We start from the raw sequence: 15,076 nt of genomic DNA on the forward strand, positions 1-15,076 counted from the left end.
TCAGAGCACTCAGGGGCGGCCAAACCGGCCGGGCCCGGTCGACGGAAAACGAGAGGGCTCCAAGCACCACGTCCTGACCGATGGTGGCGGCATCCCGCTGGCCGTGTCGTTGACCGGCGGAAACACAATGACATCACCTGACCAGTCCCGCCGCCGGACAGGATGCGGCCAGTGCGCGGCCGGGTGGGCACACCCCGTCGACGGCCCGACCTCCTGCCGCATCAGAACAGCCGTGAGGTTCCCCTATCGGTGGTCAGGTTGATGTCCCCCCGGTTTCACGGACTCGCTGGTGAGGAGATCGGGCTCGACGTTCGGGTGGTGGTTTCGAACTGTAGCGGGCTCATCCAGTCGAGAGCGGAGTGGCGTCGGCGGCGGTTGTAGAACCCTTCGATGTACTCGAAGATCGCGTTCGCGAGTTCGACGCGGGTCCGCCGGCGTTGCCGGTCGAGGAGTTCGATCTGCAGGCGTCCCCAGAACGCCTCGGCGACGGCGTTGTCATAGGGGTCGCCGACGGTGCCCAGGGAGGGCAGTAGGCCTGCTCTGCGTGCGCGTTCGGTGAAGGTCCAGGAGGTGAACCGGGTGCCGTGGTCGGCGTGGATGATCCCGCCGGGTATCTGGCCGGTGGTGCCGCGGGCGTCGATGGCCATTCCGAGCGCGCTGGTGGCAAGGTCGGCTCGCTGGCGGGAGTCGATGGCCCAGCCGACCACCCGGCGCGAGTAGGCGTCCAGAACGATGCAGCAGTAGAGCTTGCCCTCTCGGGCGGGGTGTTCGGTGATGCCGGTGACCCATAGCTGGTTCGGGCCGTCACGTCGGAAGTCGCGTTTGACGAGGTCGGTCACCGTCGTGGCCGGCGGGACGCGCTTGGCCCGGCGCCGCAGGGGCAGCCCTGCCAGGCCGGCTCGGCGCATCAGTTTCTCCACGGTCTTGCGGGAGACGATTACGCCTTGGCCGTGGATGAGCTCGGCACGGACTGGAGACCGGGATAAACCGTGGGAACCGCAGGTAGGGCCGATGGCCCGGCCATCCTGCCTGGTGGACGGTGAGGTGGCACGGGTGCACGTCACTCCGACCGGGTGTTTCATGAAGGCAGAGCCGGTTGCCCGTTCCCATGGTTTCTCCCGCTCTCCTCCCTGATGATGCGCCCGTTGTCGCGGGTCTCCAGCGAGGCGAGCTCGGCCGCGTTCTCGGTGAAGACCTCGGCGACCTTGTGGAGGAAGAACGCCCGTCCGGCGGCCGGCATCGAAGACCACTTGGGGAAGGCCTTCTTGGCGGCGGTCACCGCGTCGTCGGCGTCCTGCCCGGTCCCGCGCGGGATCCGCGCCCACACCTCCCCGGTCGAGGGGTCGACCAAGTCGAGCGTCAGTTCGGCCGTGCGTAGCTCCCCGCAGATGAGGTGGGATAGGTCTTGACGTCGGTCAGCAGTCCCCTTCCAGGGATGCAGCGTACCAAGCGTACGCTTGTTTGCTCCTTGGAGGGAACCTCGCCCTTGGCAAAAGCCGCGGAAAGTCGAACTCACCATGAGTATCACTACGGGCACCCTGGGTTTGAGACCGGATGGGGCGGGGATCGCCTGTGCTGCGGATCGGGTGCGAACGGGGGCGGCATGGACGTCGGCGATGGCGGGTTCGGTGAGATCACGGTCGGGGGCCGGGTCAGGCTGCTCGGGCCAGGTGTGGTGCCCGCCGAAGCCGCGCAGGCGGAGCCGCTGTACGTGGGTGAGCCGGCGGCGATCCCTGTCGCGCTGCCCCGGCAGAAGGCGAGGGCCGAGATCCTCAGTGTGCTGGTGCGCTTCCCCTCCGGCGCCGTCCACCGAGCCGACCTTGCGATCGACGACGAGGACAGGGCCTCCGGCAGCAAGACGATCGAGGGCGTCGTCTCCGCCGAGGCCGGGGAACTGCATCTGTTCACCACGACCCGCAACGACGACGGCAGCGTCGCCCAGAAGGGCTTCGTCCTGCAGGTCAGGACCCGCGGAACCGTGCAGATGTACATCACGCCGTCGTTCTGGACGCAGTCGGGGGTGGCGGGCGCGCCGAAGTTCAATTTCTCCTTGGGCCGCTGGGAGTGCCATGCGGCGGTGCGCTGGGTGAACAGCATGCCGATGCTGGTCAATCTCGCCCGCCGGATGACAGTGCGGATGACCGACGCCGGAACCCTCGTCGGCACGCTGGCCTTCGACCTGAGCGGCCCTGTCACGCTTCTGCCCGGCCAGACGCAGTACGGCACCGTGATCACCTTCCACGCCCCTGGCAGCGCGGACTTCGAGATCTTCCGCAACGCGGGAGACCTCACCTTCGAGTACAGCATGTCCAATGACGGGTTCACCCCCAAGGACGGCCAGGTCTGGCGGACGATGCGCGAGGTGGGCTACAACATCATCCGGGTCGGCGACTTCACCGCCGCCGAGCGCGCGGAATACCGGCGGGCGGCGGCGGAGATCGCCTCGGGTATCTTCCGGTCCAGGGACATGACGGTCCGCGGCGTGGAGCTGTTCCGGATCGAGGGAACGCCCGAAATGGAGGCCGACAAGCAACGGTTCCGGTTCATCGACAGCGAGGCCGAGATCGACGAGCTGTTCTCCCGCTACACCATGGGAGACAATGCCTTCCTCGACGCCTTCTTCGTCGAGGGCATGTGGGACGGCTCCGCCGGTGCCTCGAACGTCAACGGGCCCGTCGACAAACAGGGCCCGAGCAGTGGCATCCTGATCTGCCGCGACGCCGACACGGTGAACCTCGGCCAGACGTTCGCCCATGAGGCGGGGCACTACCTCGGTCTGGAGCACGCCGACGAAGAGGATGGTTGTTCCGACACCGACCCCGCCTCGCCGAACATCTCCGACAACTTCATCTTCTCCAGATCGCGCCGGGACAGCACGGTGGTCACCGGTTGCCAGATCGACAAGATGCGTCGGCACGGACTCGTGACGACCCTGACCCCCTGACCTCGGCGAGGAGGAACCATGCGCGACGGCTCAGGCCGGGAACCCGATCCGGATGCGATCTTCACCTATAACGAACCCGACATCCCGCCGGGCCGGGACGGCCTGCCGCCCGGCGATGCCGGCCGGGTGCCCGATAGCTCGCGAGCGGTGCTGCGGATGCGGGTCGAGGAACTGCTCGGCGCCCGGGAGACGCCGGGCGCCGAGGCCTGGCGCCCCCTGGGGCGGGACGCCCGTCGCCTGCTCGTCGAGTTGCTGGACGACTCGGCGGTCACCGGCCACGAGGCGATGCTGCAGCGCGTGATGGCGACCACCGCCCAGCTCGGCATCGACGAGGCCGTCCCCCGCCTCGGGCGGCTGCTGCTCGACCGGTCGCAGAGCCCGCTCACCCGGACCTTCGCGGCCAGCGCCGTCGGGCGGCTGGCACCCGACGCAGCCCTCGAGCCGCTCGCGGCGGCGGTCGGCGATGCGGACCCGATGGTCCGGCGGCAGGTCGCACGGGCCCTCGCCGCGGCGACCGGCCCGGCCGCCCGCGCCCACCTGGAGCGGCTCCTGGATGATCCCGCGCCGAGCGTCGCCGAGGCCGCCGCCGAGGCGCTCGCCGCCCCCGGCCGCGGCACCGGGCTCGAGCCCGGGCGGGGCCGCGCCCGAGACCTGCGCCCCCCGGAGGAACTGCCCGATTGAGCCCCGCCGAGGTCGTCGAGACCGGGAGCGCCGGACCTGAGAGGCCGGCGCGAACCGTCAGGCCGAGCGGTGCGCCCGCCCGGTCGGTCGGCGGGGTCTTGAGCCAGGCAGGCGTGGATGGCGTCTTCGAAGGAGACCGGGAGAAACTGTGGGAACAGATCAGGCCGGGTTGGTAGCGAGGGCGGCGTAGGCGGTTGAGCGGGAGATCTTGAGGGTGCGGGCGGCTTCGGTGACCGAGACGCCGTCGTTGACCAGGTGGTGGAGGGTGGCGAGTTCGGCGGGGCCGATGACGGAGGGCCGGCCGGTCTTCTTCTTGCCGGGCAGCCGACGGCCTTCGGCTTCGCGTCGTTGGGCGGCGGCGATGCCGTCGGCCTGGCGTTCAGCGCGCAGTTCGAGTTCGTATTCGGCGGCAAGGGCGAGCACGCCGAACATGAGGCGGCCTTCCTTGGTGTCGAGGTCGAAGTCCTCGGTCAGGCTGACGACCCTCACGCCGCGGTCGCGCAGCTCGTTGACGGTGGCCAGCACGTGCGCGGCCGAGCGGCCCCACCGGTCGGACTTCCAGAACTTCACGGTGTCGCCGCGCCGGGCGACGGTCAGGAGTTCGCGCCATTGGGGCCGATCGACGCCGCGTTTGCCGGACAGGGCCTCGGTGAACAGCCGGTCGTAGCCGGAAGCAGTGATGGCGTCGAGCTGGAGCTGGGGGTTCTGGTCGCGGGTAGAGACCCGCACGTAGGCGTAGACCCGGCCCGGGGCCGGTGGGGCGGTCTCGGTGAGGAGCACGTCGGGGTAGAGGCTCCGGTACCGGGCGGCGTTGGCCAGCACGTGCGCGTGGCCGGCGTCGTTGATGAACGCGTAGGTGCCGCGGGGTTCGCGGCCGTCCGGCACGCGCCGGTCGACCAGCGGCCCCTCGGGGGTCGGCCGCCGGTACACGTCGAGGCGGGTGAACTCGCGGGCAGCGTCGCCACGGACCGCAAAGCACCCCTCCTCGCCTGCGGTGTAGGCCTCGACCAGTCGACGCCACAGCTCCTCGGGCAGCAGCCCGTCCGGGATCCGCTTCGCCATCCCGAGCCTCCTCGACCGTCCGGAAAGGTCTACCTTTCTGGACACTGTAGCGACCAGGCACGATACCGTTTAGAAAGCTCCGTCCGAAAAGTTGGTGCGCGACGCCCGAAGCGTTACCGGAAACCAGGGTGCGCATCGGCCGGGATCGGAAGAATCGGCGGTGTGGATCACTCGGGCGGCTCGGAGGCCGACGTCGTGTTCCAGATGCGGGTGGTGCTGGCCGGGGTCAGCCCGATGGTGTGGCGGCGCCTGCTCGTGCCCGCGACGACCTCGATCGCCGATCTGCACGAGATCTTCCAGTGCGTGTTCGGATGGAGCGATGAGGGCCTGCACCGCTTCACCGTCCACGGGGCGGAGTACGGCTGCTGGCGGCCCGGCTCGGCGGGGTTCTCCACCGACGGCCGCCAGGTGCGGCTGTCGCGGTTCGGGCTGCGGGTGGGCGAGCGGTTCACCTACGACTACGACTTCTTCGCCGGCTGGCGGCTTGAGATCCGGGTGGAGCAGATCCTGCCCCGCTCGCCGCGCCGCCGGTATCCGGCCTGCACCGGCGGCGTCCGCCAGGCCCCGCCCGAGACCTGCCGTGGCGTCCAGGAGTTCCTGGAGCTGCGGATGCGCTGGCCTCAGGTGGTCGTCGTGGGCCGTCTCGCCGAACTTCTCACCGATCTCCTGGACGAGGAGGGCTCACAGGGCCGGGCGGAGTTCCTCGCCGAGCACCGCGAGGAACTGACCGCACTGGCCGACCTCGCCCGCCTGGACTCCTTCGACAAAGCCGCGCTCAACGACGCCCTGCACGCCCTCGACTTGACGACCGCCAATCCGGAGAACGAACACCCGTGAAGATCACCGTTCAGCTCGTCATTGACGCCCAGGACGGCTCCCAGCCGGTCGTGGAACACCTCGCCGCGATCGCACGCGAGGACCTGTCCCCGGCCACCGCGGGCCTGGCGCTGGCCGAGGCACACGAAGTACTGTCCGGCCTCCAGCACCACCTGGTCGCCGCGCAGGCCCAGGCCGCCATCGACACCCATCGAGACTGCGGCGGCTGCGGCCGGCCCTACGCCCGCAAGGACACCCGGCGCATCGTGCTGTGCAGCCTGTTCGGCACCCTCCGCCTGGAAAGCCCACGGCTGAAGACCTGCCCATGCGCAAAGAGCCCGGCCGCGACGTTCAGCCCCATCGCCGCGCTCCTGCCCGAGCGGACCACTCCGGAGCTGCTTTTGTGGGAGGCCAAGTACGCCGCGCTCACCTCCTACGGTGCCGCCGCCGCTCTGCTGGCCGAGTCGTTCCCGCTCGGCCGGCCCCTGCACGCCACCGCCGTCCGCCGCCAGGTCGAGCACACCGCCACCCGGCTGGAGAACGAACTCGGCGAAGAACGCTTCAGCTTCATCGACACCTGTCCCCGAGATTTGGAGACCATGCCCCGCCCGGACCTGCCGCTGGTCGTCGCCCTGGACGGCGGCTATGTCCACTCCAGCAACCAGACCTCCCGCCGCGACGGCTGGTTCGAAGCCGTCACCGGCCGCTCCACCCCCACCGGCGACGGAGCGGCCAAGACCTTCGCGTTCGTCCAGACCTACGACCACAAGCCCAAACGACGGCTGTATGAGCTGCTGCGCTCCCAGGGGATGACCGACAACCAGCAGATCGTGTTCCTCACAGACGGCGGCGAGGACATCCGCGACCTGCCCCGCTACCTCAACCCCCAGGCCGAGCACTACCTCGACTGGTTCCACATCACCATGCGCCTGACCGTCCTGCGCCAGATGACCCGGTCTCTGCCGGCGCCAGACGCCGACATCGAGGACTTCACCGTCGACCCTGCCGAGGCCGACCGGACCCTGGAACGGATCAAGCACTACCTATGGCACGGCAACACCTTCCGCGCCCTGGACCTGCTGACCAACCTCGTCGATGACTTCGAGCTCCTCTGCGCTAATGAGCCCGACGACAAGCGGCGCGCGTTCCTCACCCGCGTCACCGAGTTCCGCGGCTACATCGACCGCAACAGCGAGCAGATCCCCAACTACGGCGAACGCCACCGCAGCGGCGAGGCCATCTCCAGTGCCACCGCCGAAGCCACCGTCAACCACGTCATCAGCCGCCGCATGGTCAAGAAACAACAGATGCGCTGGACACCCCGCGGCGCCCACCTGCTCCTGCAGATCCGCACCCGCGTCCTCAACAACGACCTCGCCGCCGACTTCGCCCGCTGGTACCCCAGCTCAGATCCAACGCTCAGCCTCGCGGCCTAAGCCATCCCACAGTTTGTCCCGGTCTCAGGTTCAGGGCGCGCCGCCGGAACTCCGGCGGGTAGGGCTTGGGCACGACGAACGGTCTCCTTCAGATGGTCGTCGAACCGTACCTCTCTCAACCTCGGTGCCCGCCAAACCGGGGGAACATCAGTTCACCGGGGCGAGGACACCGCAGAGCCCTGTCCCTTCTCACCGGTCCTCTCCTGAGGTGGTCACGGCGTCTCGACATCTCATTGACTGTCTCAGGAGAGTCGCTCCTGTCCTGGTCTGTGTCCCGGGAATCTCCCCCGGTCAGGGGACATCGACCTCAAGCGCCCGGGATGGCATCACCTCGACCATGGCAACACCGCCGGGACCGTCCCGCGCGGTGAAGGAGAACCTCCATGCGCACCCGCGTGAAGATCAGAACCGCCGTCCTGGCCGCGGCCTTCGCCGCCCCGGTCGCCGTGATCGGGACGGCCGTCCCGGCCCATGCGGAACCGACCGGCTGCACCATCACCTACAAGAACCTCAGCACGGACCGCCCCAAAATGCTCGTGACGGCGCAGTGCGCCGGCGGATCCGGCTACTACCGCATCGTCGCCAAGTGCACCTCCGTCCTTCCGCCCTTCGCCACCCACACGCTGCAAGGGGCATGGGCCACCGCAGGCCCGACGCCTTCGTCCTCATACGTCACCTGTATCGGCTACCTGCGGTCCCCCACCATCGAGACCGCCTGACCTGAGGGCGCCGCCGATCTCCGACGGTGTTCGGGCATCACTTCGGCACGGGACGCCTCCGGTGCGTCCGCAGGGCTCGACGAGCCCTGCGGACGCACATGCATTTCGGAGCGCGCCGCCCGAAAGCCATCACCGCCGCAAAGGCGGACGAAGCTCTTCTCATACGGTGGTTCGCCTGGCGGAGGCGACGCGCCCAGCGCGGCGGTGTTCGGGTACGTCTTGGGCAACGTCACCCATGATGAGCAGTCTCGCGCCGTTCTCGCTCACGTGGCCGTCGCTCTACCGGGCGGCGGCTTCCTCGCCTTGGCCGAAGGCGTGAGCGACCGTCCTCCTGGCCTCATCGAAGCGCATGTCGACCGTATCTGTGACGTGACCGACGAACCGTGGGCACTGCGCGGAGCGAGTAATGTCACCCGGTCGTTGGACGGCCTGAAATCGGGAGCCACGAGCAGAGGAGGGGTCCCGTGCGAGGGGCCGTCGTCCTCCTCGCTGATGCATGTTCGATCGGCTGCCGGGCAGAAGGTGGACGGACCGGCCTGACCGGTTTGGGGCGGTCGGCTCACGGCCGCCGCGAACATCTGATGACGGCCCTGTGCTCCCAGGGCTCCGGCGAGGGGCGAAGCGGGGGCCGACTCGGTTGACTTTGTCGCAACCTTTGACGCAATCTATTGCTACAAAGCTTGCGTCAAAGGAGGAAGCATGGCGAACAGCTCCATGCCGGACGCCGGTCTGCGACCGACGTACGTCCACTACGCGAAGGTCTGGCTGCTGCAGCACGGCCTCGGCGACGGCCCGCCGACGCCGCTGCTGACCGCGCGGCTGGCAGTGCGGTGGCGGGTGCGGCTCCTCGACGGCGTCCTGCAGGCAGTGTTGATCATCGGGGCGGCGCTGGCGTTGGCGTTCGGCGGTTTCGGATCGCTCAGGCCGACGCCGCTGCTGGCCCTCAGCGCGTTGATCGTCGCCCTGGTGGTGGCCCGGACGCTGCTCAACGCCTGGATACGGCGCGTCGACCGGCAGGCCGGAGCGGCACTGGCGCGGCGAGCCGCCCACGCGGTGCAGCCCGGCTGGCGGGACCTGCTCGGACGTCCCTACGCCGCCTTGGTGGCCGGCACCTTCGTCGGCGCGTTCGCGCTGGGGGCGAGCGCGCTGGCCGTCGGCGAGGGCACCGCGAGATACGCAGCCGTCGTGGTACTGGTCGCCGTGGCCGGGGTCGGCCTCGGCGAGACTCTGCAACTGCGCGAACTGCTGGCCCGGCCGGTCGTGGCCGAGGACGAGGCATCGCTGATGGCCGACGTCATCATGCGCATCGAGGACGTGCGCGAGAGCACCACGCCCACCGTGCTGTGGTCGCTGCCGGTGGTGTTGCTGTTCGGGTCCCAACCTCTCTGGTGGAACGCCGCCTCCATCGGCTTCGTAGTGCTGGGCATGGCCGCCTACATCACCGTCCGGTTCAAGACGCCGGGTCCTGCGGCCGTGGCGCGAGAGGTGGTGGGCGCCCGTTGATCGTCATCGACACGAACTCACCGGTACCGCCGTTCGAGCAGCTGCGGGCCCAACTGGCCCGGCAGATCCAGGAACGCACGCTGGCCGTCGGCTCCCGGCTGCCGACCATCCGCCGACTCGCGACCGACCTCGGCCTGGCCGTCAACACGGTCGGCCGGGCCTACCGGGAACTCGAGGAGGCCGGACTGATCGAGACCCGGGGGCGAGCGGGCTCATTCGTATCGGCGGCCGGAGAGCAGGCCCGCGAACGAGCCCTCCAAGCCGCCGCCGACTACGCCGCCGTCGTGGCCAGCGTCGGCATCGACGACCATGAGGCGCTCCGCATCGTCGAGGCCGCCCTGAGATCCGGCAACGCAGCGGCCCCCGCCTCAGGATGACCCGGCTGTCTTGATCCGCTCGCAACCCCTACGCGACGAACCCGCAAGTCGGCTCACCGCCGCTCCGCCCCGGCCATGACCATGAGGAGTTCCAGCCCATGACGTCGTCCACCGACTCCAGAACTGATTTGCACCCGGCTCTGGTTCTCCACCTTCATGGCCAACGGATCGTCGGCGCCACTGTCCTTTCATCTGAGGAATGACCCACAGACGTCGGACCGGTCATCGGTGTCGCGCTGGTCGCTCCCGAGCCGATGGATGAGCTTCTCCTGCAGCGGCACCGCTTCTTGGTCGAAGTAGGTAGACGCGTGATCGCGGACCTGCGCAACGCAGACCTTCGAGGTGTGAGAACCCAAGGTGGGTGATTCGTCGACGATCTCAACGGCGCCGCGTCGAGCGGCTCCGGAGGGGTGGATCTCGATAAAGCGGACTTGCGAGGCACCGACTCGACCAAGGCGGAAGTCCTCTGGTCGGCACAGGATCTTCTCGGCCGATAAGTGATCTTTGGTACGGTTCGCCTCACTGCGTAGGGAGATCCGTTGATGGTGCTCGTTCGGGAGCTGGAGCGGTGGGGCGCGGCCGCTCGGATGCTGCGCGCGGTGCTGTTCGCGGTGGTGCTGGCCGGCGGTGTGATGGCCGTGCAGTACCGGGTGGCGGACCACACCTCGCTTGCCAGGCTCCACGAGGACCTGCGCGAACAGCGGGTGGAGGCGATCGTCTACCGGTACGAGGTCCACAACGGGTACTACCGGCTCGATGTGCGCTGGTCCACCGGTCCCTTCTCCTGGTGGCAGTTCAACGAGGGCGGCGGCATCGAGGTCCCCCAGATGATCGAGGACGCCTTCCCTGAGGAGTACGACGCACCGCTGCAAGGCCGCACCTTCGAACGGGACCTGCGCACGGCCATCGGCGACCAGGACATCGACGTCCGGGCCGCATCCAAGATGTCGATCCGTTCCTCCGACCTGCCCGGCAGCTGGTTCCTACGCTGGGAGACGCCTTTCGGCTGGTTCCAGGCGCTGGTCGCCGTATCGGCGCTGGCGATGTTCGGTGTCATGCTGGCGTGCGGGGGCCACCGCTACGCCAACCGCTGGGCTTGGACCTGGCTGTTCCTGTCCAGTCCCCTGGGCGTGCTCGCCTACCTCTACCTGGAACGGCGCCCCTTCCCTCCGGTCCTCCCAGCCCGCGCCAAACCGCCCATCGGCGGCCTCACCGGCTTCTTCCTCGCGTTCCCAGCAGCCATCGCCTTCACCTTCGCCACCGCTGGCCTCGCTCATCTCATCACCTGAAGCCCTACCGACTCCGTCCCAGAAGGGCCTCCCCCGCCCTCATCCGCACTCGGAACCTCAAGATCATGCACTTCCCTGATTGCGTCTTCTAACCGTCCCTCCGCTCCCGAGCGCGGCCCCAACCGTCATGTAACTGTGGGTAATGGCGATGACGCCAGAGGAGGCTGTCGCGGCGGGAAGGTCGCCCCGAAGCACCGCACCGCCCGTTTCATCCTCGTGCCCGCGCTCCGTGACGGGGCTTGAGCAGCAGCCGAACCGTCAGTGGCGTTAGCGAGCCGCGTGTTAACGCCGCTGACGGTTCCAAATGCGGAAGACCTCAGGTCAGGAGAGGTGGATCCAGGTGGCGCCGGTGCCCTTGTGCTCGCCGGCTACGCCCCGGCCGTTCGGGGCGATCTCGCTCGCAGCGAGTAGAGGATCGGGAGGTAGGTGTCGCCGAACGGGAACCGGCGTGTGCCGTCGGGGCCCTCGGGCAGGATGCGACTGCCGGGGAATTCGACCTCGGTGTGCTCGGCGAGCCGGTCGATGATCAGACCCGCTCCGGCGGCCGCTGTCACGATCTCGCCCACCGAATGCGGGTACTGGACCACCTCCTGCGGAGTCATCGGCAGGTCCGGGTCCGCATACGTGCACGTGACGACCTCGCGCTGGGGCTCTCCTCCGCCATAGGGCCAGTCCGCCACGAGCGGCTCATAGCTGGCGAGGGTCTGGTAGGCGGGATGCAGGTCGACCAGCACCAGCCTTCCGCCTGGCCGCAGCGCCATCGCCGCACCGCGCATCCACGCGTCAAGGTCCCCGATCCAGCACAGCACCCCGTAGGTGGCGATCACGAGGTCGAACCTGCCCGCCAGGCAGGACGGCAGGTTCTGCGTGTCCGCCTCGACGAAATCGGCGGTCAGCCCGGCGAGTTCGGCCAGCTCGCGTGCCCGGCCGATCGCCGTCGTTGAGAAGTCGACACCGGTGACCCTGGCACCCAGACGGGCCCAGTTGAGTGTGTCCATGCCGAAGTGACACTGCAGATGCAGCACGTCCTGGCCGGTCACATCACCGGCCAGCTCCAGTTCGATCCCGTAGAGCGTCTGCCGGCCCGCCAGGAACGAATCGACGTCGTACAGCATGTCGTTGGGGGTCGTGCCGTGTGCCTGGGCACGGTCATCCCAGAGGGCGCGGTTCGCGGCGAGCCCGTCATCGGGAGAGTTTCCGTTCATGTCCGCAGTGTGGCAGGCCGATTCGAGCGAGCGCCGACACCCTGGGAGGCATTGAGAATCGAACTGATCCCGGCACCCGTCGCGAAGCCCGTCCGCGTCTCGCAGGTCAGTGGGGTTTTCTGGGAGGGGTGCGGAGGAGGGGTTCGAGGCGGGCGGCGGTCTGGCGGTATCGGCTGACGGGGACGAGGTGGACGCCGTCGAAGGCGCCGCTGTCGCGGATGGCCAGGACGTGTTCGCAGGCGGCGGCGATCCCGGCTTCGGGGTCGTGTTCGACTGCTTGGACGAGTGCGTCGGGGATGGTGATGTCGGGGATGGTGGCGGCGAGGTTGCGGGCCATGGTCGCGCTGGCCAGGACCATCACTCCGGCGTAGACGGGTGCGTCGATGGTGACGGTCTCACGCCACCGCAGCAGGTCGTCCAGGCTGTAGCTGACCTGGGCGAAGACGAAGTCGGCCTGCTGCTTCCAGGCGGGCAGGGGCCGCATGCCGGAGGCGACGCCGATCTGGAAGTGGGGATGCCCGGCGAAGACGGGGTCGGAGGTCGCGGCGCGGGCTTGGTCGAGCATGGACCGGACGGTGAGTTCGCCGGTGCGGTTGCCGGAGGCGGGCTTGTCGCCGTAGACGAACAGGAACCGCTGCACGCCGTAGGCGGCGGCGGTCAGCAGGTCCCGCTGGAAGCCGAGCAGGTTGCGGTCGCGGGCGTTCAGACAGGCGATCCCGGTCGCTCCCATCGCCTGCACCTCGTGCGCGACCGCCACACTCGACACCGTCGCCCGCCCGATGTGGTTGTCGGGGATCAAGAACGCGTCCGCGACGGCGTCCAGTACCCCGATCTGGTGCCGCACCCGCCGGAGATCCGGCCGGGTCGGCGGCTCGATCTCACACACCACCTCGAACCCACGTGTCATGCCATCACCCTAGACGGCCGACCACCGGGTTCGCAGAGCCATGATCGATCTCAACGCCATCCGAACTCGACGTCAGCCTGTTGCGCTGAAGAGGTTCGCCAAGGCGTTCCAGCATCCAGGTGCGGGTAATGGAGGTACCAGAGCCGGGCCTGCGGGGCGGGATCACGTATGAGCGACACCGACGGCGCCCGCTTCGACGACCCCGCCCACAAGCGCGCCTACGCCGCCTATCCGGACGCCGCCGTCGAGCTCAACGGTCCCGAGCTGCGCTCGATCACCACCGCCGTCCGCGACTTGGGCGTCTTCACCTACCTGGGCATCACCGAGCGGGTCCGCGGCACCTTCCACGGCCGGCTCGCTGATCGGATCTCGGCCTGCGGCGGAGGCTCGGCCATCGCCGGACCCGACGGCCGGTGGATCGTCCCGCCCGTCTGCGGCCAGGAGCAGCTCGTCACCGCCGACATCGACCCGGCCACCGTTCGCGGCGAGCGCCAGAACTTCGACCCGACCGGCCATTACGCCCGGGCGAACGTGTTCCGGGTCGAAGTCGACCGGCGACGCCACGCCCCCGCCGTGTTCCGCGAATGAGCGGCCGCGCAGCCCCGCACTTCCGCTTCCTTCCTCGAACTCACTCGGTCCACCCGACCGATGGCACCTGAAAGATCCTTCGCTGAAGGGACCACGATGTCCCGGCTCTCCGCTCCCGAAGGCGTCCCCAGTCCCAAAGCCGGGCAGGGCCCTTTTCGGCCTCAGAAGAGGAGATCGGGCGGGAAGCCGCCTCGGTCTTCCCCGGCCAGGGCGGCGAGGCCGTCCAGGATCTGTCCGGCCGTGGGCCGGGTGGCGGGGTCCTTGGCCATGGCGGCACCCACGAGGCGTCGCAGTCCCGGCGGAACGTGGGCGAGCCCCGGTTCGGTCAGATGGACCTCCAGGAGTGCGGGCATGGCGGCGTTCTCACCGAAGGGATGGCCGCCGCGAGCGCTGAAGGCCACGGCATAGCCCCAGGCGTAGACGTCGGACTTCGAGCTCGGGAACGCTCCGCGGAGGAGTTCCGGTGCGTGGCACAGGGTCTTGTCCATACCTCTCATGGAGTACGCGTGCACGGCGAGCGGGGGCTCGGGGACACCGACCCCGGACAGGGCCGGCCCTTGCGTGGTCATGATGATGTCGTCCGGCCACAGGAGCCCGTAGTGCAGGCCGTGCCGGTGCAGGCCGTGCAGAGCGGAGCAGAGGCGGACGGCGAGCCGGTACAGGTCCCGGCCTGCGAGGACGCCTCGGTCCACCAGATGTGCCCGCAGGTCGGGCCCGTCGAGGTACTCCCGCGTGATGTACCGCTCGGCTCCCTCCCACTGCGCGTCGATGATGCGCGCCGCGGCGGGTGGATCGGCCCGGCGCGCGAGTTCCAGCTGCGGTGCGCGCTCCGCCCACTCCTCGCCGAGCAGCAAGGTGACCGAGGCCTCCGTGCCGTCGGCGGCCACGCCGTGGAAGATCTTCGCGTTGCCCCCGGCCGCCCTTGCGACGATCACCGTGTCGAGTGCGTACCCGCCGAGCTCCCGCGGGTCGTGCGCCGACAGCGGGCTCGGCCCGCGCCATGACCGTGACAGCATCCCTCATCCCCCTCCGCCCGGGGGCGCGATCCTGTCCGGCCGGCAGATGGCCTCGGCATCCACGACGTTCAGCAGCGCTCCGTCCATGCGGCCGACGGTAGGAGCGCGACGTCCGGCCGGCCAGGGACCGGTGTCCCGCCAGGCCGTCCGGCACGGCCGCAGGCGATGTCCACGTCGAAGACTGGAACAGCTGTTGTAAACAGGTTGATTTACAACGGCATGCAGGGACAGGTGACCGCGTCCTGCGAAGAGCGGCCTGCGTTGGGAGCGGTTAGGAATCCGCAGGATCTTTCTGTGCCTGGCACGACGTCTCATGAGGTGTGAGTGACTCCCCTTACACCCCGCCGCTCGCCGCTCCTCCCTCCGCCGGTGAAGGAGGTGGGTCGGCCCAGCGCCAGTGGGTTCGGCCTGTTCTGATCGTGCTCGGGGCATTCGCGGTGCTCACCCTGCTGTTCATGCTGCTGTGGCCGGGCACCACGTGGTGGGTCGAGCACGTCGACGGCGTCGACCTGGACGGAAAGGACCTGGAGGCC

Annotated in this window: 15 protein-coding genes; 9 read left to right on the plus strand and 6 right to left on the minus strand. The window is 69.1% G+C overall.

Annotated features, from left to right (window positions below):
• Positions 1 to 275: 275 nt before the first annotated feature.
• On the minus strand, positions 276 to 1,082 hold the full coding sequence (locus tag ABD140_RS19520) for an IS3 family transposase (protein WP_344242312.1): 807 nt from the start codon (positions 1,080 to 1,082) through the stop codon (positions 276 to 278).
• Positions 1,079 to 1,351 carry an aldehyde dehydrogenase family protein gene (locus ABD140_RS19525; protein ID WP_344242313.1) on the minus strand — a complete coding sequence of 91 codons (273 nt, stop codon included), beginning with the start codon at positions 1,349 to 1,351 and terminating at the stop codon, positions 1,079 to 1,081. Before ABD140_RS19525 ends, ABD140_RS19520 begins: the two co-directional genes overlap by 4 nt.
• Before the next feature lie 84 nt (positions 1,352 to 1,435).
• On the opposite strand from ABD140_RS19525, the gene ABD140_RS19530 reads away from it, so the two are divergent.
• Entirely contained in the window at positions 1,436 to 2,944 is a 1,509-nt protein-coding gene (locus tag ABD140_RS19530; protein WP_344242314.1) for a hypothetical protein, read from the plus strand.
• Positions 2,945 to 2,962: 18 nt separating this feature from the next.
• On the plus strand, positions 2,963 to 3,625 hold the full coding sequence (locus ABD140_RS19535) for a HEAT repeat domain-containing protein (protein WP_344242315.1): 663 nt from the start codon (positions 2,963 to 2,965) through the stop codon (positions 3,623 to 3,625).
• 159 nt (positions 3,626 to 3,784) lie between these two features.
• Here the strand turns inward: ABD140_RS19535 and ABD140_RS19540 are convergent, their stop codons facing one another.
• Positions 3,785 to 4,687, minus strand: a complete 903-nt coding sequence (locus tag ABD140_RS19540) for a recombinase family protein (protein ID WP_344242316.1) — start codon at positions 4,685 to 4,687, stop codon at positions 3,785 to 3,787.
• 162 nt (positions 4,688 to 4,849) lie between these two features.
• Here ABD140_RS19540 and ABD140_RS19545 point away from each other — a divergent pair, with 162 nt between their 5' ends.
• From ABD140_RS19545 to ABD140_RS19570, 6 genes are all read left to right on the plus strand, one after another.
• Entirely contained in the window at positions 4,850 to 5,524 is a 675-nt protein-coding gene (locus ABD140_RS19545; protein WP_344242317.1) for a plasmid pRiA4b ORF-3 family protein, read from the plus strand.
• Positions 5,521 to 6,939 carry an ISKra4 family transposase gene (locus ABD140_RS19550; RefSeq protein ID WP_344242318.1) on the plus strand — a complete coding sequence of 473 codons (1,419 nt, stop codon included), beginning with the start codon at positions 5,521 to 5,523 and terminating at the stop codon, positions 6,937 to 6,939. Before ABD140_RS19545 ends, ABD140_RS19550 begins: the two co-directional genes overlap by 4 nt.
• A 383-nt stretch (positions 6,940 to 7,322) precedes the next feature.
• Entirely contained in the window at positions 7,323 to 7,658 is a 336-nt protein-coding gene (locus tag ABD140_RS19555; RefSeq protein WP_344242319.1) for a hypothetical protein, read from the plus strand.
• A gap of 699 nt (positions 7,659 to 8,357) precedes the next feature.
• Entirely contained in the window at positions 8,358 to 9,161 is an 804-nt protein-coding gene (locus tag ABD140_RS19560; protein WP_344242320.1) for a hypothetical protein, read from the plus strand.
• Positions 9,158 to 9,538 carry a GntR family transcriptional regulator gene (locus ABD140_RS19565; protein WP_344242321.1) on the plus strand — a complete coding sequence of 127 codons (381 nt, stop codon included), beginning with the start codon at positions 9,158 to 9,160 and terminating at the stop codon, positions 9,536 to 9,538. The genes ABD140_RS19560 and ABD140_RS19565 overlap by 4 nt, the downstream gene beginning before the upstream one ends.
• Positions 9,539 to 10,080: 542 nt before the next feature.
• A complete protein-coding gene (locus ABD140_RS19570) occupies positions 10,081 to 10,827 on the plus strand; it encodes a hypothetical protein (RefSeq protein ID WP_344242322.1) in 747 nt (248 codons plus the stop codon).
• A gap of 368 nt (positions 10,828 to 11,195) precedes the next feature.
• Here ABD140_RS19570 and ABD140_RS19575 read toward each other — a convergent pair whose 3' ends face one another.
• Positions 11,196 to 12,032 carry a class I SAM-dependent methyltransferase gene (locus ABD140_RS19575; RefSeq protein ID WP_344242323.1) on the minus strand — a complete coding sequence of 279 codons (837 nt, stop codon included), beginning with the start codon at positions 12,030 to 12,032 and terminating at the stop codon, positions 11,196 to 11,198.
• Positions 12,033 to 12,138: 106 nt separating this feature from the next.
• Positions 12,139 to 12,939 (minus strand): methylenetetrahydrofolate reductase, encoded by an 801-nt coding sequence (locus ABD140_RS19580; protein ID WP_344242324.1) that lies wholly within the window; start codon positions 12,937 to 12,939, stop codon positions 12,139 to 12,141.
• Between the two features lie 168 nt (positions 12,940 to 13,107).
• On the opposite strand from ABD140_RS19580, the gene ABD140_RS19585 reads away from it, so the two are divergent.
• Positions 13,108 to 13,527: a carbon-nitrogen hydrolase family protein gene (locus ABD140_RS19585; protein WP_344242325.1), complete on the plus strand. Its 420-nt coding sequence runs from the start codon at positions 13,108 to 13,110 to the stop codon at positions 13,525 to 13,527.
• A 161-nt stretch (positions 13,528 to 13,688) separates the two neighbouring features.
• Here the strand turns inward: ABD140_RS19585 and ABD140_RS19590 are convergent, their stop codons facing one another.
• Entirely contained in the window at positions 13,689 to 14,543 is an 855-nt protein-coding gene (locus ABD140_RS19590) for a protein kinase domain-containing protein (RefSeq protein ID WP_344242326.1), read from the minus strand.
• Between the last annotated feature and the right edge of the window lie 533 nt (positions 14,544 to 15,076).

It is taken from the genome of Actinocorallia libanotica, from assembly GCF_039525175.1.
Lineage (GTDB): Bacteria > Actinomycetota > Actinomycetes > Streptosporangiales > Streptosporangiaceae > Actinocorallia > Actinocorallia libanotica.